The organism is Streptomyces sp. NBC_01474 (genome assembly GCF_035918215.1).
GTDB classification, from domain to species: domain Bacteria; phylum Actinomycetota; class Actinomycetes; order Streptomycetales; family Streptomycetaceae; genus Streptomyces; species Streptomyces aureus.
In genome coordinates this window covers 8299108-8323658 of sequence record NZ_CP109449.1, presented here as the reverse complement: position 1 = coordinate 8323658, position 24551 = coordinate 8299108, and the positions used below count along the sequence as shown (strand labels likewise).

The following is a 24551-nucleotide window of genomic DNA, read 5'->3' as shown; positions in this document are numbered from 1 at the left end:
GCTATGTCGGGAGGGGGCGGCGCATGTACTGCAGGACGAACCGTCCATCGCCGGAGGGAGTCACTCCTCGGTTAGCAGGAAACCCCCGGGGCCCTGGCGGACCCGTAGTCGGGAGCGGGGCGGCGATGTGCGCGCGCCCCGCCACCAGATTAATCAAGACAGGGGTGGAAGCGTCAGGGCGTGCGGCCCTGAGTCAGCCCTGAAGTTCCCCGGATCGCCCGGAAACTACGGAACGGGCCTCGGTGAGGGCGCGCAGGGCACGCGCGTCGGCGAGGGCACGCTCCTTGGCCATGGCGGGCTGGATGCCCATGGCGGCCAGGCTCGTGCCGTCGCTGAGGTTGAGGAACACCCAGGGGTCGCCGGGCCGCAGGGTGACCTGGACGATCTCCGCCCAGGCCAGGCGGCGGCTGCGGGCGATGTTCACCACAGTGACGCCCTCGTCGTCCGCCACGATCTTGGGCCGGGCGAGCAGGACGAGCCCGCCGAAGAGGAGCGCCCCGGTGAAGATGAAGGTGAGCCGGTCGCCCGGGTTGAGGCCGCCCAGCATGAGGGCGATGGCGGTGAGAGTGACGAACATCGCGCCGCCGAGGCCGAGCAGGACGGCCCGGGTGCGGGCCGGCCGGAAGGTGACGGGCAGCGTGGGCACTTCGGACATGAGTGCGGTCCTCAGAGGCGGCAGGCGTGGATGGCCGTGGTCAGGATGGCCCGCGCGCCGAGCTCGTACAGGTCGTCCATGATGCGCTGGGCGCCCTTGGCGGGGACCATCGCGCGGACGGCGACCCAGCCCTCGTTGTGCAGGGGCGAGACCGTCGGCGACTCGAGACCCGGGGTGAGGGCGACGGCCTGCTCCAGGTGCTCGGCGCGGCAGTCGTAGTCCATCATCACGTACGTCCTGGCGACCAGGACGCCCTGGAGACGGCGCAGGAACTGCTGGACCTTGGGCTCTTCGGCAGCCGCGCCGGAGCGGCGGATCACGACGGCCTCGGACTTCATGATGGGCTCGCCGAAGACTTCGAGGCCCGCGTTGCGCAGGGAGGTACCGGTCTCGACGACGTCCGCGATGACCTGGGCGACGCCCAGCTCGATGGCCGTCTCGACGGCGCCGTCGAGGTGGACGACGGACGCGTCGACGCCGGACTCGGCGAGGTGCTTGCCGACGATGCCCTCGTAGGAGGTGGCGATCGTCTTGCCCGCGAGGTCCTCGAGGCCGGAGACGGTGCCCGGCTTGGCCGCGAAGCGGAACGTGGAGCGGGCGAAGCCGAGCGGCAGGATGACCTCGGCGTTGACGCCGGAGTCGATCAGCAGGTCCTCGCCGGTGATGCCGATGTCGAGCTTGCCCGACGACACGTAGATCGCGATGTCCTTGGGCCGCAGGTAGAAGAACTCCACCTCGTTGACCGGGTCGACGAGGACGAGCTCCTTGGACTCCTTGCGCTGCTGGTATCCGGCCTCATGGAGCATCGCCGACGCAGGTCCGGACAGTGAACCCTTGTTGGGGACGGCGATGCGCAGCATGAGGTCGGATTCCTTTGCGTTCAAGAGGGGTGTGACGTGCGAGTGGGAACTTGACGCCGGCTCTAGAGGTGGGCGTAGACGTCGTCGAGGGAGATTCCCCGGGCGACCATCATCACCTGGACGTGGTACAGCAGCTGCGAGATCTCCTCGGCAGCTGCCTCCTTGCCCTCGTGCTCGGCGGCCATCCAGACTTCGGCGGCCTCCTCGACGACCTTCTTGCCGATGGCATGGACGCCCTTGTCCACCAGTTCGGCGGTGCGGGACGTCGCGGGGTCGCCGTTCTTGGCCTTGAGCTGAAGCTCGGCGAAGAGCTCTTCGAAGGTTTTGTTCGCCATGATGGTCCTAAGACTACGGTGTTCCGCCCGGCCACTCAGCGCCAGGGTTCGCTGACCGAGCGCAGTGTGGCCGCCGTGGCGACGGCCGCCGTGACGGCCTCGTGGCCCTTGTCCTCGTTCGAGCCCTCGATTCCGGCGCGGTCGAGAGCCTGCTCCTCGGTGTCACAGGTCAGCACGCCGAAGCCGACGGGGACGCCGGTGTCGATGGTGACCTGGGTGAGCCCCATGGTGACGCCCTGGCACACGTACTCGAAGTGCGGGGTGCCGCCTCGGATGACGACGCCGAGGGCGACGATCGCGTCGTAGCCGCGGCCCGCGAGCACCTTGGCGACGACGGGGAGCTCGAAGCTGCCCGGGACCCGAAGAAGGGTCGGCTCGTCGATGCCGAGCTCGTGCAGGGCGCGCAGGGCGCCGTCCACGAGGCCGTCCATCACCTTCTCGTGCCACTGCGCCGCGATGACGGCGACGCGCAGGTCACCGCAGTTGCGTACGGACAGTTCGGGTGCGCCCTTGCCACTCACGTTGCTCCTCAGTGCTTGTGTGGTGCTGTGTTCGGTGTGCGGTGTGTCGTCTGACGGGGGTACGGGCTACTGGTTCGCGCAGGTCGTGGACGCGGGGGCGTCCAGCCAGGGCAGGTCGTGGCCCATCCGGTCCCGCTTGGTGCGCAGGTAACGGAGGTTGTGCTCGCCCGCCTGGACCGGCATGGACTCGCGGGCGACGACCTTGAGGCCGTGCCGCAGGAGCGCGTCGGTCTTGTCGGGGTTGTTGGTCAGCAGGCGCAGGCCGCGCACGCCGAGGTCCTCGAGGATCTGGGCGCCCGCCGCGTAGTCCCGCGAGTCGGCCGGAAGGCCCAGTTCCAGGTTGGCGTCCAGCGTGTCGCGGCCGCGCTCCTGGAGCTCGTAGGCGCGCAGCTTGGAGAGCAGGCCGATGCCGCGTCCTTCGTGGCCTCGCAGGTAGACGACGATGCCGCGCCCCTCCTCGGTGATGCGCCGCATCGACTCCTCCAGCTGGGGGCCGCAGTCGCAGCGCAGCGAGTGGAAGACGTCGCCGGTGAGGCATTCGGAGTGGACCCGCACGAGGACGTCGTCGCCGTCGCCGATCTCGCCGTGGACGAGGGCGACATGCTCGACACCGTCGACCGTGGAGCGGTAGCCGTACGCGGTGAAGTCGCCGAAGGCGGTGGGCAGATTGACCTCGGCCTCGCGGCGGACCTTCGGCTCGGAGGAGCGGCGGTAGGCGATCAGGTCCTCGATGGAGATGATCGTCAGGCCGTGCTTGCGGGCGAACGGGATGAGCTCGGGCAGGCGCAGCATCGTGCCGTCCTCGCCCGCGATCTCGACGATCGCGCCGGCGGGGCGCAGGCCCGCGAGCCGGGCGAGGTCGACGGCGGCCTCGGTGTGGCCGTTTCTGACCAGGACGCCGCCGGACTTGGCGCGCAGCGGGAAGATGTGGCCCGGCCGCACGAAGTCGCCGGCCTCGGCGGTGCCGCCGGCCAGGAGCTGGAGCGTGGTGGCGCGGTCGGCGGCGGAGATGCCGGTGGTCACGCCGTGCGCGGGGCCCGCGTCGACGGAGACCGTGAAGGCGGTGCGCATCGACTCGGTGTTGTTCTCGACCATCTGCGGCAGCTGGAGGCGCTCCAGCTCGTCGTTCTCCATGGGAGCGCAGATCAGGCCGCGGCACTCGCTCATCATGAAGGCGACGATCTCGGGGGTGGCCTTCTCGGCCGCGATGACGAGGTCGCCCTCGTTCTCGCGGTCCTCGTCGTCGACGACCACGACGGGCCGGCCGTTCGCGATGTCGCGGATCGCCTGCTCGACGGGGTCGAGCGACAGGTCCGAGGTGTCCTCGTCGTGCGAGGTGCTGTACCAGACGGGTGCCGTGGTCATGCCGGTGCTCCTTCCAGGGCGGGCTGCGAGGCCGAGCGGGACCGCAGCCACCAGTCGCGCATGCCCCACAGGACGAGCGCGCCGTAGATCACGTAGACGAAACCGGAGAAGGCGAATCCGTTGGCGAAGTTCAGCGGTACGCCCACCAGGTCGACGAGCAGCCAGGCGAACCAGAACTCGACCATGCCGCGCGCCTGGGCGTACATGGCGACGATCGTGCCGACGAAGATGTACGCGTCCGGCCAGGGGTCCCACGAAAGCGTGGGGAAAGCGGTGAACAGGCCGCCGACCGCCAGGGTGCCGAGTGCGGCGGCGCCCAGCAGGTAGCCGCGCTCGCGCCAGGTGGCGAACCGGACGGCGAGGGAGCCGTCCTGGGCCTGCCCCTTGCCGCGGTTCCACTGCCACCAGCCCCACACGGCGACGACGATGACCACGAGCTGCTTGCCCGCGCTGCCCGAGAGATGGGCGGTCGCGAAGGCCGTGAGCAGGATGAGGCCGGAGACGAGCTGCGCGGGCCAGGTCCAGATCGAGCGGCGCCAGCCGAGCGCGAGGGCGACCAGACCGACGGTGTTGCCGATCATGTCGGACCACATGATGTGCTGGCCGAAGAGCGTGAACGCCTCGGAGTTCAGCCAGTTCAGGCTCACTTGGTGGCCTCCTGGGCACGGTCGCCGAGCAGCCGCTCGACGTACTTGGCGATGACGTCGACCTCGAGGTTGACCGGGTCGCCGGCCTGCTTCAGGCCGAGCGTGGTCAGGGCGAGGGTGGTGGGGATCAGGCTGATGGTGAAGTAGTCGGGGCCCGCGTCGACGACCGTGAGGCTCACTCCGTCGACGGTGATGGAGCCCTTCTCGACGACGTAGCGCGCGAGGTGCGCCGGGAGCGAGACCTTGACGATCTCCCAGTTCTCCGACGGCTTGCGCTCGACGATGCTGCCCGTGCCGTCGACGTGTCCCTGCACGATGTGTCCGCCGAGGCGCGCGCCGACGGCGGTGGGGCGCTCCAGGTTGACCCGGGAACCGACCGCGAGGGCGCCGAGGCTGGACCGGTCGAGGGTCTCCGCCATGACATCGGCGGTGAACTCGTCGCCCTCGTGCTCCACGACCGTCAGACAGACGCCGTTGACGGCGATGGAGTCGCCGTGGCGGGCCCCTTCGGTGACGACAGGGCCGCGCAGCCTGAAGCGGGAGGCGTCGCCGAGTTCCTCGACGGCAGTGATCTCGCCCAGCTCTTCGACGATTCCGGTGAACACTTCAGTGCTCCTTCGCTGCAGGGGCCGCGGGGCCGACAAGGGCGGCGGTGAGGCGCAACGCCTCAGGGCCGGCGGGGATTCCTGAAGGAGCGAAGGACGCGTGCGGGCGCACGGCTGCTCGCCGGGCGGGCACTGCGGAAGTGGTGGCCACCGGGTCCTCCTGCCTCTTCGGGCACGGACTCCGGGGCACTGTCGCGATAGGGCGACAGAACGTACGGGCGAGGACACCGAGGACGACGCCGAATGAGACCTGTCCCTGAGGACAAGTCGAAACAGACGGCGGCGCGCACGAATGCCCGCCCGCCGCGCACTGCCTCCCATCCGGACTTTAACCGTCGGTCCAGGAATTTCACCTGGTCAACCGGCCGCTGGAAGCGACCGGGTCGCGGACTGTAACCGCCGGTTCGGACTTTCACCGACCCCGGAGTGCGCTGCTTCTGGTACAGGGCCAGTGTGCCACGTCCACGCGTGGGCCAAACGGGTGATCGACTGTGGGCTGTCTCACAGGCCGTGTGCGTGGACTCGCGCAGCGTTCCGGGCGGCCGCCTCTACCAGGGCAAGAGCGTGCCGATCGCAACCGCCGACGAGTTCGAGTCCCACCGTCCGCGCATGTTCGGGCTCGCGTATCGGATGCTCGGTTCGGTCGAGGAGGCCGAGGAGGCCGAGGACACGGTGCAGGACGCGTATCCGCGATGGAGCGGCACGGACCGGGGCGCGATCGGGCGGCCAGGCCGCCTGGCTCGCGAAGGTGGTCACGGAGCTCTGTCCCGACCGGCTCACCTCGGCCAGGGCGCAGCGCGAGCGGTACGCGGGGCCGTGGCTGCCCGAGCCCGTGCTCACCCCTGACGGCACCCTCGGCCCCAAGGGCATGCGGGACGGCGGGCATCTGACGCCCGAACGGGCTGTGGGCAAGGGCACGTTCGAGGAGTTCCTCGCGCGACGGTTCCCCGCGAGCCGACCCGGACCGTGCGCGGGGTTCAGCGGTCCGTCGGCGCGAAGAGGTCGTCCTGCGCCCCGTCCCGCGCCATCAGCAGCGCTCCCCGCAGCACCGCGGCGCCGCCGAGGGCGCCGGCCCGTACCTCGGTGGGCAGCGGGGACATGGCGGCGAGGCGGGTGGCGACCCGGGTCGCGAGGCGGTCGCCTCCCGCGCGGCCGACCTCGCCGCCCAGGACGAGGCAGCCGGGGTCGAGGACGGCGACGACGGAGGCGGCCCCGAGGACGAGCCGGTCGGCGAGTGCGTCGAGGAAGCGGGCGGCGGGCGTCCCGGGCTCCGCCAGTACCGCTTCGCGGACGAGCGCCGCGGCGGCCGGCTCCCCCGGTGCGGACGTCGGGGCCACCAGGCCGTGGGCACGGGCAAGTTCGGCGATGGCGGCGGATCCGGCCAGCGAGTGGAAACCTCCGTCGCACCCGGTCGCGGACGGGAGTCCGGCCGTGCCCGGCACGGGCAGGAAACCGATCTCGCCGGTGCCGCCGGAGGCCCCGCGGCGCAGAACGCCGTCGAGGACGACCGCGGCGCCGATACCGTGACCCAGCCAGAGCAGGGCGAACGTGTCGCGGTCGCGGGCGGCGCCGTCGCGCTGTTCGGCGAGGGCGGCGAGGTTGGTCTCGTTCTCCACCAGGACGCGGGCCGGCAGGCGTTCGTGGAGGGCGGCGACGAGGCGGCGGTGCCACTCGGGCAGGCCCGACGAGTCACGGAGTTCACCGGTGACGGGGTCGATCAGGCCGGGGGCGCCGATTCCCACGGTGTGCAGGGGCTCGGCGCCCGCCTCCTTGGCGGTGCGCTCGACCAGGGCGACGGCCCGTTCGACGGCGGGACCGGTGCCCTCCTCGTCGCCTATGGGCGCGGACGCCTCGGCGAGGACGGTGCCCACGAGGTCGGCGACGGTGAGGGTGACACCCTCGGTGCGGACGTCGAGCGCGGCGAGATGGGCGAGCCCGGAGACGATCCCGTGAAGTTTGGCGTTGGGGCCTCGGCGCCGGGCGCCGGCTTCGCCGACGACCTCGATCAGGCCCTGGGCCGTGAGCCGCTCGACGAGGTCGGCGACGGAGGGCCGGGACAGACCGGTGAGCTCTTTCAACTGCCCGGCCGTCAGGGGGCCTTCGCTCTGGAGGAGGCGCAGCGCGAGCCGGTCGTTGATGGCCCTGGCGGTACTCGGTGATGCGGGCATGGCGCGGATCCTTCCAGATCGCCTTCGCTGCCGGGGCCGGGGCCGTACGGGGAGACCGGTGGAATACCGACTATTTATCAGGCAGGGTTCCTGATAGTTTACGCCAGCAGCCTGGGGACGGTATCGGGAGGGGCACGCCGGATGAGCGAAGTCGGTTACGGGGCAGGGGAGTTGAAGCGCGCACGCTATGCGGTCGCGACCGTCTTCTGCGTCCATGGAGCGGTCACCGGGTCCTTCGCGACCCGGGTGCCCTGGATCCAGGACCACGCGGGGGTCAGCGCGGGCCAGCTCGGTATCGCCCTCGCCTTCCCCGCGCTCGGCGCCTCGGTGGCGATGCCGCTCGCGGGCTGGGTGAGCCACCGGTTCGGCGCGCGCACGGCGCTGCGCGGCCTGCTCGCCCTGTGGACGCTCGCGCTGATCCTGCCCTCACTCGCGCCGAATCTGGCCGTGCTGTGCGTGGCGCTGTTCGTGTACGGCGCGTCGGCGGGCATGTCGGACGTGGCGATGAACGCACTGGGCGTCGAGGTCGAGAACCGCCTCGACCGGTCGATCATGTCGAGCCTGCACGGCATGTGGAGCGTGGGCGCCCTCATCGGTTCGGCGGCCGGCACGCTGGCCGCACACCTCGGCTCCGACGCGCGTCTGCACCATCTGCTCGCCGCGGCGACCCTGACGGTCGTGGGCCTCATCGCGTGCGGCGGCGTGCTGGACCTGCGCCCCACGGAGGACGAGGAGCCGCCGCCACGCTTCGCGCTGCCGCCCAGGTCGGCGCTGCTGATCGGCGCGGTCGGCTTCTGCGCCGTCTTCGCGGAGGGGGCGAGCCTGGACTGGTCGGCGGTCTATCTGCGGGACGTCCTCGACACGTCCGCCGGACTCGCGGCCGCGTGCACCACCGCGTTCACGCTCACGATGGCCGTGGCGCGGCTTGCCGGCGACAGGATCGTGGACCGGTTCGGCGCGGTCCGCACCGTGCGGGTCGGCGGGGTCGGCGCCACGCTCGGCGGGCTACTCGTGGTGGTGGCGCCGAACCCGGCGGTCGCGATGGCCGGTTTCGGCCTGATGGGCCTCGGGATCGCGGTGGTCGTGCCGCTCGCCTTCGCGGCGGCGGGGCGCAGCGGACCGAATCCGAGCCAGGCCATCGCGGGCGTCGCCACCATCACGTACACCTCGGGGCTCGTCGCGCCCTCCGCGATCGGGACCGTCGCCGACGCGACGAGCCTGGTGGTGTCGTTCGGCCTGGTGACGTTCCTGGCGTGCGGGCTCGCGGTGTTCGCGGGAGTGCTGCGCACGGGGGACCGTGCGCGGACGGAGCAGGCCGAGGTCAGTCCTGCGTCCGCAGGAGCTCACGGCCAAGGGTCCTGAACATCTCGCTCCAGGGGGCGGGGCGCAGGGTGGCCGGGTCCAGGCGGACGAGCACGCGGGTGCCGTGGGCGTAGGTCGCCCCACCGTCCGCCGAGCAGAAGCGGAAGCCGTACGTCAGGCCGGTGGTGCCGAGCCGGTCGAGCCAGAGGTGCACGGCGTACGCGCCGGGGCGGTTGACCGGCGCGTCGTAGGTGATGCGCAGCTCCTTGACCGCGTTGCAGAAGTCGCCGGCCGCCACCCAGTCGCCCTCGAAGACGAGGCCGCGCTCCGCCCACAGCGCGGTCCAGGCGCGCTCGACCAGCACCGGGTAGCGGGCGTTGTGGAGCAGGCCGAGCGCGTCGAGGTCGTCGAAGTGGACGGTGACGGGGACGAGCTGTCCGTGGGACTGGGCGGGGCGGGCGAGGGCTTCGGCGGTCACGGGTGGGGCTCCTGATGCGGTACGTACAAGAGCCCCATCGTACGACCTTTGACTAAGCAAACGCTCAGCAGGCCAGGTCGGGGCGTGACGCGACCCGTTCAGCCCGCGATCGAGTCGAGCTGCTCGGCCGCCGGGCGCAGTGCCCACAGATCCCCGCCGGGCGGCGTCTCCAGATGCGGGACCGCCCGCTTCGCCGCGGCGCTCCCGGCGTCGGCGGCAGCGTGCACGATGTCGCTCGCCGCGAACCGGTGGAACTCCAGCTCGGGGTGCGGCCACGCCGTCGCCCCGGTGGCCGCGGGCAGCAGATAGTCGACGGCCTTGAACAGGCTCTGCCCGTCCGGGCCCCGGTACGACCACAGGTCCACGCCGACATGCCGCCCGATCGCGGCGAGCCGGGTGTAGGCGACCAGATCGAAGGTCGAGTAGTGCCAGCTGCGGGTTCTGGCGAGCTCCTGCGGCTGGCTGCCGTCGCCCGCGATCTGCGGGGCTATGCGCTTGGTGCGGGCGTCGAGGACGGTGCGGCGGGCGAGGGCGGTGTCGCCGGTGACGTAGGCGAGGGCGGCGACCTGCATGTCGTAGAACGTGCCGTGGTTGTTCTCGGCGGCGCCCTCCTCCTTGCCGAAGTCGCTGTTCACGAGCCAGCCGAGGAAGTCCTTGTTCCACTCCCCCATCGCCGAGCGGTCGCCCTTCGACCAGCCTGGGGCGCCCGTGCCGAGGAGGGCGACGGCGTCGGTGACGCTCGTGTACGACTGCGAGAAGTCGATGATGCCGATGGCCCGGCCGTCGTACTTGCAGGGGATGAACTGGGCGTGGTCCAGGTTCGGGTTCATGCGCGTGTCCGGGTCGAGGAACCAGGTGCGCAGCACCGTGGCGGCCTTCTCCGCGTACTCCTTGCGGCCCGTGTAGTACCAGGCGAGGGCGAGGTCGTACGTCGAGTCGAAGACCTTCTCCACGTCCTGGCGGTCGGTCCCGGTGTCGACCTCGGGGTTGCGCTGCCCGTCGCGCTGGACGTAGGGGCAGCCCCAGGGGTTGTCGACGGTGGGTGTCTGTGAGGGCCACCAGTAGGGGGCCTGGCTCAGGTAGTCGTGGACGTCGCCGCCGGGCGCGGGCTTCGGTTTGTCGACGACGGTCCAGGGGCCCTGATCCAGCCAGGTGTCGGCGCGGGCCGTCAAGTCCCCCACCGCACGCTTGAGTTGCGGGTCGCCGTGGTCGAGGCGCTGCTTGGTCCGCAGCAGGCGCTCGCCGTCGAGGACGGCGGTACGCGGGGCGCGCACGCCGGCCGTCGCGGACTGGGCCGACACCGGGACGGCCGCGACGGCGGTGACGGCCGCCGCCGCGGTGAGTAGGGCACCGAGACGCACACGGAATCTGGCACGCATCACAACTCCCATCACATATATGAACGAAGTTCATGGATCGAGCCGTGTGAGCGTAGGGCGCCGAGGTGAGCGTGACAATGCCCCTGACAAGGATTCACGCATGGGATCGAGGCCTTCGACCGTGGCGCGAAAAGGGCCTTACGGCGCATTAACATGGCGGCGATCATTTCGAGCCACGAAAGCACCACAGAAAGCAGAACTCATATGGACCTCGGTGTGCGCTGGAAACTTCACGGCGACGGGCGCACCCCGGCTCCGGGCGCCGTCGTGCGCCCGGACGAACGGCTCTCCTGGCCGCGCACCTTCGGGCTCGGCGCCCAGCACGTCGTCGCGATGTTCGGCGCGTCCTTCGTGGCGCCCGTCCTGATGGGTCTCGACCCGAACCTCGCGATCATGATGTCCGGCGTCTCCACGGTGATCTTCCTGCTCGCCACCCGCGGCCGCGTGCCCAGCTATCTGGGCTGTTCGCTCTCCTTCGTGGGCGTCGCCGCGGTGATCCGGGCACAGGGCGGGACCAGCGCCACGGTGACCGGAGCCGTCTTCGTGGTCGGCGCCGCACTGTTCCTGGTGGGTCTCACGGTGCAGAAGTTCGGCGCGCGGATCATCCACGCCGTCATGCCGCCGGTCGTCACCGGTGCGGTCGTCATGCTGATCGGCTTCAACCTCGCGCCGGTGACGGCGTCGACGTACTGGCCGCAGGACCAGTGGACCGCGCTTCTCGTGATGCTGTTCACCGGTTTGGCCGTGGTGTGCCTGCGCGGTTTCTGGTCCCGCATCGCGATCTTCCTCGGGCTGCTCTTCGGCTACGGCATCTCCTGGGTCTTCGACCGGATCTTCGGCCGGATCCACTCCGTGACCGGCGGCGCCGAGGCCGTCGACCACTGGCGCCTGAACCTGTCCGGCGTCGGCAACGCCGAATGGATCGGCCTGCCCTCCTTCCACGCCCCGTCGTTCCAGTGGTCGGCGATCCTCGTCGCGCTGCCCGTCGTGATCGCGCTGATCGCCGAGAACGCCGGACACGTCAAGGCCGTCGGCGAGATGACCGGCGCCAACCTCGACGACAAGCTCGGCACCGCGATCTCCGCCGACGGCGTCGGCTCCATGCTCTCCACCGCGGTCGGCGGCCCGCCCAACACCACGTACTCCGAGAACATCGGCGTGATGGCCGCGACCCGCGTCTACTCGACCGCCGCGTACTGGGCGGCCGCCGGTTTCGCCCTGCTCTTCGGCGTGTGCCCGAAGTTCGGCGCGATCGTGGCCGCCATCCCGGGCGGCGTCCTCGGCGGCATCACCGTGATCCTTTACGGCATGATCGGCCTGCTCGGCGCGCAGATCTGGATGAACGCCGGGGTGGACCTGCGCAATCCCCTGAACCTGGTGCCGGCCGCGGCGGGCATCATCATCGGCATCGGCAACGTCTCCCTGAAGTTCACCGACAACTTCTCGCTGAGCGGCATCGCCCTCGGCACGCTCGTCGTCATCACCGGCTACCACGCGCTGCGCGCCATGGCTCCCGCGCATCTCAAGACGCAGGAGCCGCTGCTCGACGAGGGGACCTCTTCGTACGACGACGCGGCCGGCGACACTGCCGACGGTCAGTCCGCCAAGTCGTAGGCGTAGTCGGGGGCGAACGATCCCGGCTCGCCCTTGCAGCCGTCCGACTCCCCCGGCAGCTTCACCCACAAGTAGGCGTCGATCCCGCGCTCCCCGGTGCGCAGGGTCGGCGCCTGCCCCAGTTTGCGGCCCGAGGGGTCGCACCACGCGCCGTTCGGCGGGGCGCCGTTGCCGTTGCGGCTGGTGTCGATCACGGCGCCCAGGGACGGCGGACCGCCCATCGCCGCCAGGACCCGGCGGGCGTAGGCCACTTCGGCGGAGGTGCGGTTGAAGTTGGAGACGTTCGTGAAGACGCCGTCGGACGAGGCCGGCGACGCGGCGCCCGCCGCTCGCAGCCGGGCCGCCTGGGTACCGGCGGGGTTCCAGTCGGAGTGCCCGGCGTCGTAGTACACCCGGGCCCTGGGGTTCGCCGACTTGAAGGCGCGGCCCGCGCGGGCCAGCGCCGCGTACCGGTCGGAGGGCTGCCCGCCGGAGAGGCACTCGGTCTGGGAGAGCGCGTCGGGTTCGAGGACCACGATGACCTCGCCGGAGCCGAGGCCGGCCGCGAACTTCTGCGCCCAGCTGTCGTACGCGGCGATGTCCGGCGCCCCGCCCTCCGACGCGCCCCCGCAGTCGCGCTCGGGAATCGCGTACGGCACGAGCACCGGCACGCGGCCCTCGCGCGCAGCCGTGGACGTCACCGCCCGCACCCGGGACGTGATGGTGTCGGGCGTGAAGTCGGCGAACCAGACGGCGGCGGGCCGGTCGGCGATCCGGGACTCGATGAGGGGGCGCCGCGGGTCGGAGCGGTTGGCCCTGACCCAGTCGAGCACCTGGGAGTCGGTGTGCCGGTACAGGCGCGTGGAGGCGGGCGCCACGGGCCGCCCGGTGGACGCCCTCGGAGCGGGCTGCGGCTTCTTCTTCGCGGTCTTCGAATCCGACGGGGAGGGCGACGGGCCGGGCGAGGCCGAGGCGGATGTCGCGGTCGGTACGGCGGGCGGCGGAAGCAGGCCGGGCGACCGCGTCACCCGGGGCCGCGCCACATCGCCGCCCTCAAACCCGTCGAGCGCCGACACCATCCCGGCGACCGTGCCGACCGCCGCGACCAGCGACGCGGCCGCCGCCATGGCCCCCCGGCGGGCCGCGCCTCTGCGCTCGGCGCGACGCTCGGCCAGTCGCTGCGCACGTAAGCCTGACACGGTGTTCGCCCCCTCCCCCCACGCACTGTGCCCGGCCCGTTCCCCCATTCCGGGGAAGCCCCCGGCCAGGCGGCACGCGCGCCAGCCTAGGCTTGAGAACCTGCCCCCATGTCGCAGTTGGAACGGTTCGCGAAGTGCACGCCCGCCGCGCGCGGGGTCGACTCCGTGGTGGCCCGGATGCGTGAGCTGGCCGCGTCCTGGCCCGCCTGCGACGGCGTGGCCGTCTTCAACCGGGTCTATCTGTCCGTCACGGAAGAGGTCGACCGGCACATCCACGGCGGCCGGTTCGCCGACCCTGAAGCCGCGACCACGCTGGACGTTCGGTTCGCCGGACGCTATCTGGCGGCCGTCGGAACCCGCTCCCCCGACCACCGTCCGCCCGCCTGCTGGCGTCCGCTGCTCCAGTACCGCCGCCATCCAGGCGTACGCCCCCTGCAGTTCGCCCTCTCGGGCATCAATGCGCACATCGGCCACGATCTGGCGCTCGCCGTCGTGGACACCTGCCGTACCCTCGGCTGCGAACCGGCCGACGTGGAGGATGAGTTCGACCGCGTGGGCGATCTCCTCGTCTCGCTGGAGGAGCGCATCCGCGAAGATCTGATGCCGGGCCCCGATCTGCTCCAGATCGCCGACCCGCTGACCCATCTGCTCGGCTCGTGGACCCTGGAGCGCGCCAGGGACGGTGCCTGGGCAGCGGCCCGCGCCCTGTGGGTGCTGCGTGAATTCCCGGACGTCACCGAGGAGTTCGTCCGGCGCCTCGACGCCTCTGTCGGGCTGGTCGGCCGCATGATGCTCACACCTCTGCCGGACTGATCCGGCCACGCGCCCGCCTTCGTCGCGGAACTCCCCAGTGATCGCTGTACGTTGACGAGAAGTTACGCGAGCGATCCCTGATGCGAACGCGAAGGAGCACCGGCATGGCGACCCGACTCGGCCTCAGCCTCCCCCAGATGAAACAGTACGACATCGGGCGCGACATCCCGGCGGTGGCCCGCGCCGCCGAGGAGATCGGCTACGAAAGCCTGTGGGTCTTCGAGCGGATCCTGTTCCCCGAGCCCGCCCGCCAGGGCCTGTACGGGGTCCCCGGCCTCCCCTGGCCGGACCAGTACCGCTCGGTCGCCGACCCGCTGGTCTCCCTCACCCTGGCCGCCGCCGTCACCGAGCGGGCCCGGCTCGGCACGAGCGTCCTTGTCGCCCCGCTGCACGTACCGTTCCAACTGGAGCGCGCGCTGGCCTCGTTGGACGCGGCCAGCGGTGGCCGCGTCGTCGCGGGCATCGGCACGGGATGGTCCCACGACGAGTACGCGGCCGCCTCCGTGGCCCCGTTCGAGAAGCGCGGCCAGGTCCTGGACGAGCTGCTCGACGTGTGCCGGGCCGTGTGGGGCCCCGACCCGGTGAGTTACGAGGGTGAGCTGACGACGATCGCGCCGTCCGTGGTGGGGCCGAAGCCCGCCGGGCCGATCCCGGTGCTGCTGCCGGCGAACAGCCCGAAGGCCGCGCGCCGGCTCGTGGACCGTGCGGACGGCTGGATGCCGGGGGCCGCGGGCGCGGAGCAGCTCGCCGAGCAGTGGCGCGGTCTGCAGGAACTGGCCGAGGAGCGCGGCCGCAAGGAGCCGATCCAGAGCGTGCTGCGGGTGAACACGATCTACACGCGCGACGCGTACAAGGGCGACGACCGCCGCCCGTTCCAGGGCAGCGTGGCGCAGATCGTCGAGGATCTGGTCGCGCACGACGCGGTGGGCCTCGAGGAGATCCTGATCGACCTCCAGGGCCGCGTCCGCGACGCGGACGAGCTGACGGATGTCGCGGCCGAGGTGTTCACGGCCGCGCGCGAGGCCGGGGTCTGAGTGAGGGTTGCGGGCCCCGGCCTCTGCCGGGGCCCGCACGCCGATCAGTCCTCGGGCAGCTCGACCGGCGCGATCTCGTCGTACACGTCGCCGGGGCCGGGGTTGGTGCCGTCCGTCGCGCCGCCGAGCTGGTGCATGACGCCCCAGACCGCGTTGAGAGCGGTCTGCACGGCGCCCTCGGCCCAGCCGGCCGTCCAGGAGATGTCGTCGCCCGCGAGGAAGATGCCCCGCTTGTCCTCGGGGAGGCGGTCCTGCATGAAGTGCGTGAACAGGCGGCGCTGGTAACGGTAGTGACCCGGCAGGTTCGCCTTGAACGCGCCCATGAAGTAGGGCTCGTTCTCCCAGGACACGGTCACCGGGTTGCCGATGATGTGCTTCCGGATGTCGATCTTCGGATAGATCTCGCCGAGCGACTTGAGCATGACCTCCATGCGCTCGTTCGCCGACAGGGGCAGCCACTTCAGGCTGTCGTCGCACCAGGTGTACGACAGGCAGATGGTGGCCGGCTTGTCCGGGCCGTCGTCGAGCAGGTACGTGCCGCGCGTCATCCGGTCGGTGAGCGTCATGGACATCGTGTCCCGCCCGGTCTCCTCGTCCTTGTCCAGCCAGAACGGCCGGTCCACAGGCACGAAGAGCTTCGAGCTCTCCATGTAGTGGGTGCGCTCGATCGCCGTCCAGTGGTCGATCGGGAAGAGCGAGTCGTCGCACGCGACCTTGGACAGCAGCATCCAGGACTGCGCGGTGAAGATCGCCGCCTGGTAGGTGCGGATGTCACCCGACGCGTCGGTGACCGTGATGTGGTTGCCCGCGGTGCGGTGCAGCCGGGTCACGGCCGGGCGCGGCTTCCGGCTGTCGTGCAGCTCGGCGAGCGAGGTGCCGTACGCCCAGTGGACGATCTTCTCCGGCTCGCGCTCCCACAGGCGCACCGGCAGCTGCTGGGAGCCGCCGACGATGCCGCGGTGGTGGTCGTCGGCCTCGGTGTAGACGACGCGCAGGATCTCCAGGATGGAGTTCGGGAAGTCGGTGTCCCAGCCGCCGGTGCCGAAGCCGACCTGGCCGAAGATCTCACGGTGCCGGAAGGACTTGAAGGACTCGGAGTCGCAGAGGAACCCGTAGAACGTCTGGTTGTCGAGCTTGTCGACGAGCTTCGACCAGATCTCGCGGATGCGCGGCACGTCGCGCTCGCGCATCGCGCGGTTCATGTCGGAGAAGTCGGCGCCCTCTTCGAGGCAGGCGTTCCACGCGTTCATGACGTCGCGGTAGACCTGCGGCAGGTCGTCGACGGTGTTGGCGTAGTGGGACTCGCCCTTGAGGTCGACGACGGTCGACGGGGTCTCGGGGGCAAGCGGGTTGGGGAAGGGCCGCGTCTCCAGGCCCACCAGGTCGATGTAGTGCTGGAGCGCGGTCGACGACGGCGGGAAGCGCATCGCGCCCATCTCCGCGGTCAGCCCGGCGGCCTCGGCGGGGGTGCCCTCGAAGCCGACCGTGCGCAGCCGGCCGCCGATCTCGTCCGCCTCGTACACGACGGGCTTGAGGCCCATCTTCATCAGCTCGTACGCGGCGACGATCCCGGAGAGGCCACCGCCGATGACCGCGACCTCGGTGCCGTGCTCGGTCGCCGGTATCTGCCCGAGGCCCGCGGGGTGCGCGAGGAAGTCGTCGTACGCGTACGGGAAGTCCGGCCCGAACATCGTGATGGGGGGCTGCGCGTCGGTGTGCTGGACGGCGTTGGGCACCGTGGACGTCATGGGGTACGGACTCCTTGCGGGAACTGAGGTACTGAGGGTTCGGGGCGGCGGCGCGGGGCTCAGATCAGCGGCGTGTACAGGCCCGGGCGGCGGTCGCTGAGGTACGGGTTGGCGTCACGGGACGCGGCCAGGAAGGCGGGGTCCACGTCGGCACAGATCAGCTCGTCACCGCGGCCGGCGCGCGCCCTGGCGACGCCGTCGGGCCCGGCGAGCGTGGAGAGCCCGACGAACTCGAACTCCCCTTCCTGGCCGACCCGGTTGACGTACGCGACGTACATCTGGTTCTCGAAGGCCCGCACGGGCACGACCGACTCGGCGACGAACTGGTACGGGTGCATCTGGGCCGTCGGTACGAGCAGCAGGTCGGTACCGGCGAGGGCGTGCGCGCGCACGTTCTCCGGGAACTCGACGTCGTAGCAGATCATGAGGCCGATGCGGACACCGTCGAGCTCGGCCTGGACGACGGCCTGGTCGCCGGGCGTGAACGCGTCGCGCTCGAAGCAGCCGAAGAGGTGGGTCTTGCGGTAGTTCGCGAGGCGGCTGCCGTCGGGGGCGATCAGCTGGGCCGAGTTGAACACCAGCTCCCCGTCGCGCTCCGGGTAGCCGTAGGCCACGGCGACGCCGTGCCGGGCCGCGATCTCGGCGATGGCCTGCGCGGAGGGTCCGTCGGCGGGCTCGGCGAGGCGGGCCACGTCGTCACCGATCGCGTACCCGGTCAGGAACATCTCGGGGGCCGCCAGGAGCCGGGCTCCGGTCGCGGCGGCGCGGCCCGCGGCCTCGTCGAGCACCTTGAGGTTCTCGGCGACGGACCCGGGGCGGCCGGAGCTCTGGAGCAGGGCGGTGCGCAGCGGCGGCATGGGCGTCCTAGGGAGCGTGCGAAAAAGAGGAGGGGATCGGATAAGACGGTACGTTTCCGCGGTCCGGCGGGACAAGACTGGACTGTTGCGTCTTCTCGTACGATCCGTTGCGCCTCATGGGCCGCCGACGGCGATTTGTTGCGCGTCCGGGTGAGCCCTTGGTCGCAGTCCGTACGGGGCGGCCTCCTCAGCCCGGGGAGGGGGAAGCCGACCGTGGCCCGACGTGCCGGGTGGGGATCCTGGGCTGCAGCTGACCGAGCCCCGACACGGAAAAGACGAAGGTGCCGCGGAGCCTGGGCTCGGCGGCACCTTCGAGACGGTCGAACAGGGCACCGGCGACTTCACGGTGCTGCCGTGGCGCCCGGTGCATCCCACACGGTGAGGCGTTACGCGGGCGAGCCCGATGTGTAGCGCCGCATCAGCGGGGACAGGACGAGCACCGACTTGGTCCGCTCCACGAACGGCTCCCCCGCGATCCGTTCCAGGACCCGCTCGAAGTGCCGCATGTCCGAGGCGAAGACCTGGACGATCGCGTCCGCGTCACCGGTGACGGTGGATGCGGACGCGACCTCGGGGTAGCGCTCCAGGCCGCGCTTGATGGCCTCGGGCGAGGTGTTGCGGCGGCAGTACATCTCGATGAACCCCTCGGTCTCCCAGCCGAGCGCGGCCGGGTCGACCCTGACCGTGAAGCCCGTGATGGCTCCGGTGGCCCGCAGCCGGTCCACGCGCCGCTTGACGGCAGGCGCGGACAGGCCGACGAGCTGGCCGATGTCGGCGTAGGAGCGGCGGGCATCCTCGGCGAGGGCGTGCACGATGCGTTCGTCGAGATCGTTCAGCAAGGCAGGTGGTTCACTTCTCTTGGGCAGGCGCGGAGGCGAGTCGGGAGCGACGGGCCCCGTAAAGGAAGTAGAACACGAGGCCGACGGCCATCCACACGCCGAAGACCACCCAGGTGACGGTGGACAGGCTGCCCATCATCCACACGCAGAACCCGAAGCCGAGCGCCGGCAGGATCGGCGAGAGCGGCACCCGGAAGGTGCGCGGCATGTCGGGGCGCGTGCGGCGCAGGACCACGACCGCGATGTTGACCAGGGCGAACGCGAAGAGCGTTCCGATGCTGGTCGCGTCGGCGAGCTGGCCGAGCGGGATCGCCGCGGCGAGGATGCCGCAGAACAGCGAGACGATCACGGTGTTGGCGCGCGGCGCCCCCGTCTTGGGGTGGACCTTCGAGAACACCTTGGGCACGAGGCCGTCGCGGGACATCGCGAACAGGATGCGGGTCTGGCCGTAGAGCACGGTCAGGACGACGGACGCGATGGCGATGACGGCGCCGGCGGCGAGCAGCGTCGCCCAGAACGACTGCCCGGTGACGTCCTTCATGATCCCGGCGAGCGCGGCCTCGGAGTCGTTGAACTGCTTCCACGGCTTGGCGCCCACGGCGACGGCCGCGACCAGCACGTACAGCGCGGTGACGATGACGAGGGAGAGCATGATGGCACGCGGCAGGTCGCGCTGCGCGTTCTTGGCCTCCTCGCCGGCGGTGGAGGCGGCGTCGAAACCGATGTACGAGAAGAAGAGCGTCGCGCCGGCCGCGCTCACTCCGGCCATGCCGAGCGGCATGAAGTGCTCGTAGTTGCCGGACTGGAAGCCCTTGATGCCGATGGCGCAGAACAGCAGCAGCGCCACGATCTTGACGACGACCATGATCGTGTTGGCGCGGGCGGACTCACGGGCGCCGCCGAGCAGGAACGCCATCGCGAGGAGTACGACGATCAGCGCCGGCAGATTGAAGATGCCGCCGTCGCCGGGGGGCGCGGACAGGGCGTCAGGGATCGTGACGCCGATCGTGCCGTCCAGGAGCTCGTTCAGGTACTCGCCCCAGCCGACGGCGACGGCCGCGACCGAGACGCCGTACTCGAGGACCAGACACCAGCCGCAGATCCAGGCGATCAGCTCACCCATCGTTGCGTACGCATACGAGTAGGAGGAGCCCGCGACCGGTATGGTCCCGGCCAGCTCGGCGTACGAGAGCGCCGAGAAGAGGGCCGTGAGGCCGGCGATCACGAACGACAGGGTGACCGCGGGGCCCGCCTTCGGGACGGCCTCGCCGAGCACCACGAAGATGCCGGTACCGAGCGTGGCGCCGATGCTGATCATGGTCAGCTGCCACATGCCGAGCGAGCGGCGCAGACTGCCGCCTTCGCCCTGGCCACCCTCCGCGACCAGGGCTTCCACCGGCTTGCGCCGCATCAGCCTGGCGCCGAGGCCCGGGGTGAGGGTCTCGGTTGTTCGGGTGCGCGGTGGTGCGCCGTGGTCGAGCACGGGCTGGCTCCTTCATCGCTGCCGGTCAGGTGGGCGCGCGCCGGGAACAGCAAGCAGAGACAGCCCACACCAGACCGGGGACCGCCGAGCAGGCCGTCCCCGCCACGCCACGTACAGCGCTTGACTCTAAAGGGTTTCTCTTCCCAGCTGTAATGCAGCAACCTTGCGTATACGTGCATGAACGTTGCGTGGTGCGCGCGGGTGCGGGCGAACGTTGCGCGGTCCGTTTCGTCCGTTGCGTTCCAGCTCCCGGGAAACTTCCGGAAATGGCGAAACCCCGCGCCCCGGAAGGGCGCGGGGCAGTGTCGATGTGCGGCGCCGCCGCGCGAGCGCGACCAGCCGCACGACCCGCAGACAGCGAGCGGCCGGACCCCGCGGAGCGACTAGCTCCAGCTGGCGTGCAGGGGCTTGCCCTCCGCGTAACCGGCGGCGGACTGGATGCCGACGACGGCCTTCTCCTCGAACTCCGCGAGGGAGCTGGCACCCGCGTAGGTGCAGGAGGAGCGGACGCCCGCGATGACCGAATCGATCAGGTCCTCGACGCCCGGACGCTGCGGGTCGAGGAACATGCGCGAGGTGGAGATGCCCTCCTCGAACAGCGCCTTGCGGGCGCGGTCGTAGGCGGACTCGTCGCTCGTGCGGTTCTTCACGGCACGCGCCGACGCCATGCCGAACGACTCCTTGTACAGGCGGCCGTTGGCGTCCTGCTGGAGGTCGCCCGGGGACTCGTACGTGCCCGCGAACCAGGAGCCGATCATGACGTTCGACGCGCCGGCGGCGAGCGCCATGGCGACGTCGCGCGGGTGCCGGACGCCGCCGTCGGCCCAGACGTGCTTGCCGTACTTCTTCGCCTCGGCGGCGCACTCCAGGACGGCGGAGAACTGCGGACGGCCGACTCCGGTCATCATGCGCGTGGTGCACATGGCGCCGGGGCCCACGCCGACCTTGATGATGTCGGCGCCGGCCTCGATGAGGTCCTTGACGCCCTCGGCGGCGACTATGTTGCCCGCGACGATGGGCACCTGCGGGTCGAGGCCGCGGACGGCCTTGATCGCGGAGATCATCGACTCCTGGTGGCCGTGCGCGGTGTCGACCACGATGGTGTCCGCGCCGGCGTCGAGGAGCAGCTTGGCCTTGCCCGCCACGTCGCCGTTGATGCCGACGGCGGCCGCGATACGAAGCTTGCCGTTCGCGTCGGTGGCCGGGGTGTAGAGCGTCGCGCGCAGGGCGCCCGTGCGGGTCAGGATGCCCGCGAGGCGGCCGTCGGCGCCCACGGCGGGGGCGTAGCGGCGGTTGGCGTGGTCCAGCTTGTTGAAGGCGTCGCGCGGGTCGATGTCCGCGTCGAGCAGGAGCAGGTCCTCCTTGGACATGACCTCGGACAGCTGCGTGAACCGGTCGACGCCGGTCAGGTCGGCATCCGTGACGACGCCGACGGGCCGCTGCTCCTCGTCCACCACGACACCGGCGTTGTGCGCGCGCTTGTTCAGCAGGGCGAGCGCGTCGGCGACGGTCTGGTGCGGGACGAGGACGATGGGGGTGTCGAGGACCAGGTGGCGGGTCTTCACCCAGGAGATGACCTCGGTGACCACCTCGATCGGGATGTCCTGCGGGATGACGACGAGGCCCCCGCGGCGGGCGACGGTCTCGGCCATGCGGCGCCCGGCGATCGCGGTCATGTTGGCGACGACCAGCGGAATCGTGGTGCCGGTGCCGTCGGGGGACGCCAGGTCGACCGCCTGACGGGAACCCACGGCGCTGCGGCTCGGCACCATGAAGACATCGTCGTAGGTCAGGTCGTACGCAGGCTGGATGTCGTTGAGGAAACGCACGTGCTGCTCATCCCAGTCGATCAGAGGTGGCCCCCGGGCAGGTCAGCCCGTGGGGGAAAAGCACGTACTTCAGTGTCCCATGCCGCCACTACCACATGCCCACGGACGATTACACAGGCGGCTGGGAGGGGGTGTGGTCAGATCCTCCAAGGGTCAGTGCGATCACCAGCCTCGGGTTCCGGCCACGCCTGCGGTCGACCGCGTCGGTGAACACGTCGAGCGCGGTCTCCCAGTCCTCGGGCCTGGCACTCGCGTAGGGCCGCCAGCCCACGACGGACAGGAGCAGCGCCTGCTCACTGCCGTCGGGCCAGAAGGAGACATCGGTCAGGACGTCGAACAGCGCGTCCCAGTTGCGGCCGAACCAGTCCGGCAGCTCCAGGTCGCGCACACACCGGTCCATGAACCCGGCCTTGTCCTTGACACCTTCGAGGTCGAGGACGCGGATCCTGTCGGGACCTCCGGTCATCTCAGCACCGCCTTGAACGACTCGTAATGGTCATCGGTGTAGTACGTCTCGTGGCTCTGCCTCATGACGATGCGCCGGGCGCCACGGTCCCGCTCGCCGGGGGTGGGGACGGTGTACTCGTGGTAGTAGCCGCGGCTCTGCCGGGGCAGCTCCCGCTCGAAGTTCCCGAATACGGCACCGTCCTTGGCGTACGGGAACGGCCCGCCCTTGTCGATGAGGGTCAGGGTCGTACGGGCCTCGGCGGGGAGCCCGGACTCGGGGACCGTGGACAGACCTCGCGCCCAAGCGGGCGTGGAGCGGCCCGGGGCCGCCGTTGTGGCCTGTTGCGTGTCCTGGGCGGAGCACCCGGTGACCAGCAGTGCGAGGGCGACGAGCAGGGCCCCCACGAGGCGGGTGGGGAGGCGGGTGAGTTGCCGCGGCAGCATGCCGCCGATGCTGCCACAGTCGCCCCCGGTGAGCGCGGTACGCGCCATGAGTACCGCGCTCTACGGGGCCTAGGCCCCGTCGGGGTCCGCGCGGTTCAGCGCCGGCTTCGGCGTGGGGCCCGCGGTGAGGAGGAAGTCCGCGGCGGCCGTGTCCGTGACGAGGCTGGTGACGAGCCCCGACCTGAGCACCGCGTCGATCGCGGCGGCCTTGCGCTGACCGCCCGCGATGGCGACGACCTCCGGTATCCGCCGCAGGCGGTCCGCCTCGACCGTGATGCACCGCTCGCCCAGGTCACGGCCGACCCGGCGGCCCTCGGCGTCGAAGAGGTGTGCGGACATCTCGGCGGCGACGCCGAGCGAGGCGTAGTGGGCCCGCTCCTCGTCGCTGAGCATGTCGTGGACAGTGGAGATGCCCGGCTCCCAGGAGCCGATCGAGACGCAGGCGACCGTGACCTTGTCGAAGTACTCGAAGGCGCGGGCGATGCCCGTCTGGCTGCGCAGCGCGGCCGCGGTGGCCGGGTCGGGCAGGAGCATCGGCGCGTAGATCGGGTGGGCCTCGCCGCCGGAGACCTGGGCGGCGCGCCGCACGGCCTCGACGGAGCCGCGCTCGGCGGTCCCGGCGTCGTACACGCCCGTGAGCTGCACGACCGTGCAGGGCGGCAGCCGGTCGAGCGCGGCCGCCATGTGGATGGTCGAGCGGCCCCACGCCAGGCCGAGCACATCACCCTCGGAAACCAGCTCGCCCAGGAGGTCGGCCGCGACCTCGCCGAGGTTCTCGGGGTCGGGCGACTCCTCGGCCTCGGCCGGGGACTCGACCACCACGGCGTGCCGCAGGCCGTAGCGGGCGCGCAGCGCGTCGGAGCGCTCCGCGTCGAGCTCGGCCGGTACGCGGATCTCGATGCGTACGAGATCCCGTTCGAGCGCGGTCTCCAGGACCCTGGCCACCTTGAAGCGGCTCACGCCGAACTCCTCGGCGATCTGGATCTTGGATTTGCCCTCGAGATAGAAGCGGCGGGCCATGGCCGCCGCCTGCACCAGCTCCGCGGGTCCCATCCGCATCGCTGAGCGACCCGGCGACAGTGCCGACACGGCGATCTCCTCACTGCTGTTCACAACCTGGACTCACCGTTCATCCTTGCAGATGTGGTGGACTTGATCTGCCCTGATGGGCGGCGTTCACGTTCCCGTGGCTCAGTGGCCGCATGCCCAGGCCGCGGCGGCCGACACCGTCTCCGCCTGCGTGCGCAGTGCACGTACCGCCTGGGCGGGGTCGGCGGCGCCGTAGACGGCGGAACCGGCGACGAAGACGTCGGCGCCCGCCTCCGCGCAACGCTCGATGGTGGAGGCCGAGACGCCGCCGTCGACCTGGAGCCAGAGTTCGAGGCCGTGCTTGCTGATCAGCTCACGGGTGCGGCGGATCTTCGGCAGCATGAGGTCCAGGAACGCCTGCCCGCCGAATCCCGGCTCGACCGTCATGATCAGCAGCATGTCGAGTTCGGGGAGCAGGTCCTCGTACGGCTCGATGGGGGTCGCCGGCTTGAGCGCCATGGAGGCGCGGGCGCCCTTGGCGCGGATCTCGCGGGCCAGCCGGATGGGGGCGGCCGCGGCCTCCGCGTGGAACGTGACGGACCCGGCGCCCGCCTCGACGTACTGCGGCGCCCAGCGATCGGCGTCCTCGATCATCAGATGGCAGTCCAGCGGGATGTCCGTAGCCCGCGCCAGGGACTCCACGACCGGCACCCCGAGGGTCAGGTTCGGGACGAAGTGGTTGTCCATGACGTCGACATGGAGCCAGTCGGCGCCCTCGACGGCTTTTGCCTCCTCGGCAAGGCGGGCGAAGTCCGCGGACAGGATGCTGGGGTTGATCTGCACGGCCATGACCCAAGACTGCCATGCCCGGCGCCGGTTGCTCCCCCCGGTCCAGACCTGTCTCGCTCCCCGGATGCCGCG

25 protein-coding genes and 1 riboswitch are annotated in these 24551 nt (G+C 71.0%); of the genes, 5 read left to right on the top strand and 20 right to left on the bottom strand.

From position 1 onward, the window contains the following. Positions 1-193 precede the first annotated feature (193 nt). From OG758_RS38035 to OG758_RS38005, 7 genes are all read right to left on the bottom strand, one after another. The gene (locus OG758_RS38035; RefSeq protein WP_326714023.1) at positions 194-655 is read right to left on the bottom strand and encodes a PH domain-containing protein; all 462 of its coding nucleotides are present in this window, start codon (positions 653-655) and stop codon (positions 194-196) included. Positions 656-666: 11 nt separating this feature from the next. Beyond that, positions 667-1515, bottom strand: coding sequence for an ATP phosphoribosyltransferase (gene hisG, locus OG758_RS38030; protein WP_266566648.1), 849 nt, complete (start codon positions 1513-1515; stop codon positions 667-669). Between the two features lie 62 nt (positions 1516-1577). Beyond that, positions 1578-1850, bottom strand: coding sequence for a phosphoribosyl-ATP diphosphatase (locus tag OG758_RS38025; protein ID WP_100597453.1), 273 nt, complete (start codon positions 1848-1850; stop codon positions 1578-1580). Between the two features lie 35 nt (positions 1851-1885). Beyond that, positions 1886-2371: a 6,7-dimethyl-8-ribityllumazine synthase gene (ribH, locus tag OG758_RS38020; RefSeq protein WP_100597452.1), complete on the bottom strand. Its 486-nt coding sequence runs from the start codon at positions 2369-2371 to the stop codon at positions 1886-1888. Positions 2372-2437: 66 nt separating this feature from the next. Continuing rightward, positions 2438-3736 carry a bifunctional 3,4-dihydroxy-2-butanone-4-phosphate synthase/GTP cyclohydrolase II gene (locus tag OG758_RS38015; RefSeq protein ID WP_326714022.1) on the bottom strand — a complete coding sequence of 433 codons (1299 nt, stop codon included), beginning with the start codon at positions 3734-3736 and terminating at the stop codon, positions 2438-2440. Then, positions 3733-4377: a nicotinamide mononucleotide transporter family protein gene (locus OG758_RS38010; protein ID WP_326716168.1), complete on the bottom strand. Its 645-nt coding sequence runs from the start codon at positions 4375-4377 to the stop codon at positions 3733-3735. Before OG758_RS38010 ends, OG758_RS38015 begins: the two co-directional genes overlap by 4 nt. 2 nt (positions 4378-4379) lie before the next feature. Continuing rightward, positions 4380-4988: a riboflavin synthase gene (locus tag OG758_RS38005; protein WP_100597450.1), complete on the bottom strand. Its 609-nt coding sequence runs from the start codon at positions 4986-4988 to the stop codon at positions 4380-4382. 303 nt (positions 4989-5291) lie between these two features. Beyond that, positions 5292-5422, bottom strand: a riboswitch (FMN riboswitch). Positions 5423-5504: 82 nt separating this feature from the next. On the opposite strand from OG758_RS38005, the gene OG758_RS38000 reads away from it, so the two are divergent. Then, on the top strand, positions 5505-5834 hold the full coding sequence (locus OG758_RS38000) for a hypothetical protein (protein WP_326714021.1): 330 nt from the start codon (positions 5505-5507) through the stop codon (positions 5832-5834). 131 nt (positions 5835-5965) lie between these two features. Here the strand turns inward: OG758_RS38000 and OG758_RS37995 are convergent, their stop codons facing one another. Further along, on the bottom strand, positions 5966-7156 hold the full coding sequence (locus OG758_RS37995) for an ROK family transcriptional regulator (RefSeq protein ID WP_326714020.1): 1191 nt from the start codon (positions 7154-7156) through the stop codon (positions 5966-5968). Positions 7157-7297: 141 nt separating this feature from the next. Between OG758_RS37995 and OG758_RS37990 the strand changes: the two genes are divergently transcribed. After that, the gene (locus tag OG758_RS37990; protein ID WP_326714019.1) at positions 7298-8518 is read left to right on the top strand and encodes an MFS transporter; all 1221 of its coding nucleotides are present in this window, start codon (positions 7298-7300) and stop codon (positions 8516-8518) included. Here OG758_RS37990 and OG758_RS37985 read toward each other — a convergent pair. Continuing rightward, on the bottom strand, positions 8478-8936 hold the full coding sequence (locus tag OG758_RS37985) for an acyl-CoA thioesterase (RefSeq protein ID WP_326714018.1): 459 nt from the start codon (positions 8934-8936) through the stop codon (positions 8478-8480). The two genes, OG758_RS37990 and OG758_RS37985, sit on opposite strands and share 41 nt — an antisense overlap. A gap of 98 nt (positions 8937-9034) precedes the next feature. After that, positions 9035-10315 (bottom strand): alginate lyase family protein, encoded by a 1281-nt coding sequence (locus OG758_RS37980; RefSeq protein ID WP_326714017.1) that lies wholly within the window; start codon positions 10313-10315, stop codon positions 9035-9037. 204 nt (positions 10316-10519) lie between these two features. On the opposite strand from OG758_RS37980, the gene OG758_RS37975 reads away from it, so the two are divergent. Beyond that, the gene (locus OG758_RS37975; RefSeq protein WP_326714016.1) at positions 10520-11929 is read left to right on the top strand and encodes a uracil-xanthine permease family protein; all 1410 of its coding nucleotides are present in this window, start codon (positions 10520-10522) and stop codon (positions 11927-11929) included. Here the strand turns inward: OG758_RS37975 and OG758_RS37970 are convergent. Continuing rightward, on the bottom strand, positions 11911-13035 hold the full coding sequence (locus OG758_RS37970) for a glycoside hydrolase family 6 protein (protein WP_326716167.1): 1125 nt from the start codon (positions 13033-13035) through the stop codon (positions 11911-11913). The genes OG758_RS37975 and OG758_RS37970 overlap by 19 nt on opposite strands. A gap of 180 nt (positions 13036-13215) precedes the next feature. Here OG758_RS37970 and OG758_RS37965 point away from each other — a divergent pair, with 180 nt between their 5' ends. Then, positions 13216-13920, top strand: a complete 705-nt coding sequence (locus tag OG758_RS37965; protein ID WP_326714015.1) for a DUF5995 family protein — start codon at positions 13216-13218, stop codon at positions 13918-13920. Positions 13921-14024: 104 nt separating this feature from the next. Next, a complete protein-coding gene (locus OG758_RS37960; RefSeq protein ID WP_326714014.1) occupies positions 14025-14954 on the top strand; it encodes an LLM class F420-dependent oxidoreductase in 930 nt (309 codons plus the stop codon). Positions 14955-14998: 44 nt separating this feature from the next. On the opposite strand, the gene OG758_RS37955 is transcribed toward OG758_RS37960, so the two are convergent. The 9 genes from OG758_RS37955 to rpe form a co-directional block, all read right to left on the bottom strand. Beyond that, positions 14999-16702 carry a flavin monoamine oxidase family protein gene (locus tag OG758_RS37955; protein WP_326714013.1) on the bottom strand — a complete coding sequence of 568 codons (1704 nt, stop codon included), beginning with the start codon at positions 16700-16702 and terminating at the stop codon, positions 14999-15001. A gap of 59 nt (positions 16703-16761) precedes the next feature. After that, positions 16762-17559, bottom strand: coding sequence for a carbon-nitrogen hydrolase family protein (locus tag OG758_RS37950; protein WP_326714012.1), 798 nt, complete (start codon positions 17557-17559; stop codon positions 16762-16764). Between the two features lie 386 nt (positions 17560-17945). Beyond that, the gene (locus OG758_RS37945) at positions 17946-18398 is read right to left on the bottom strand and encodes an Lrp/AsnC family transcriptional regulator (protein ID WP_100597439.1); all 453 of its coding nucleotides are present in this window, start codon (positions 18396-18398) and stop codon (positions 17946-17948) included. Between the two features lie 10 nt (positions 18399-18408). Then, positions 18409-19881 carry an amino acid permease gene (locus OG758_RS37940; RefSeq protein ID WP_116503458.1) on the bottom strand — a complete coding sequence of 491 codons (1473 nt, stop codon included), beginning with the start codon at positions 19879-19881 and terminating at the stop codon, positions 18409-18411. Between the two features lie 383 nt (positions 19882-20264). Further along, the gene (locus tag OG758_RS37935) at positions 20265-21710 is read right to left on the bottom strand and encodes a GuaB1 family IMP dehydrogenase-related protein (RefSeq protein WP_326714011.1); all 1446 of its coding nucleotides are present in this window, start codon (positions 21708-21710) and stop codon (positions 20265-20267) included. A 109-nt stretch (positions 21711-21819) separates the two neighbouring features. Next, a complete protein-coding gene (locus OG758_RS37930; protein ID WP_227293621.1) occupies positions 21820-22176 on the bottom strand; it encodes a barstar family protein in 357 nt (118 codons plus the stop codon). Then, on the bottom strand, positions 22173-22601 hold the full coding sequence (locus OG758_RS37925) for a ribonuclease domain-containing protein (protein ID WP_326716166.1): 429 nt from the start codon (positions 22599-22601) through the stop codon (positions 22173-22175). The genes OG758_RS37930 and OG758_RS37925 overlap by 4 nt, the downstream gene beginning before the upstream one ends. A 69-nt stretch (positions 22602-22670) precedes the next feature. Further along, entirely contained in the window at positions 22671-23714 is a 1044-nt protein-coding gene (locus OG758_RS37920) for a sugar-binding transcriptional regulator (RefSeq protein WP_227293623.1), read from the bottom strand. A gap of 78 nt (positions 23715-23792) precedes the next feature. After that, complete coding sequence (rpe, locus tag OG758_RS37915) at positions 23793-24479, bottom strand: ribulose-phosphate 3-epimerase (RefSeq protein WP_100597433.1); 687 nt, start codon at positions 24477-24479, stop codon at positions 23793-23795. Positions 24480-24551 lie beyond the last annotated feature (72 nt).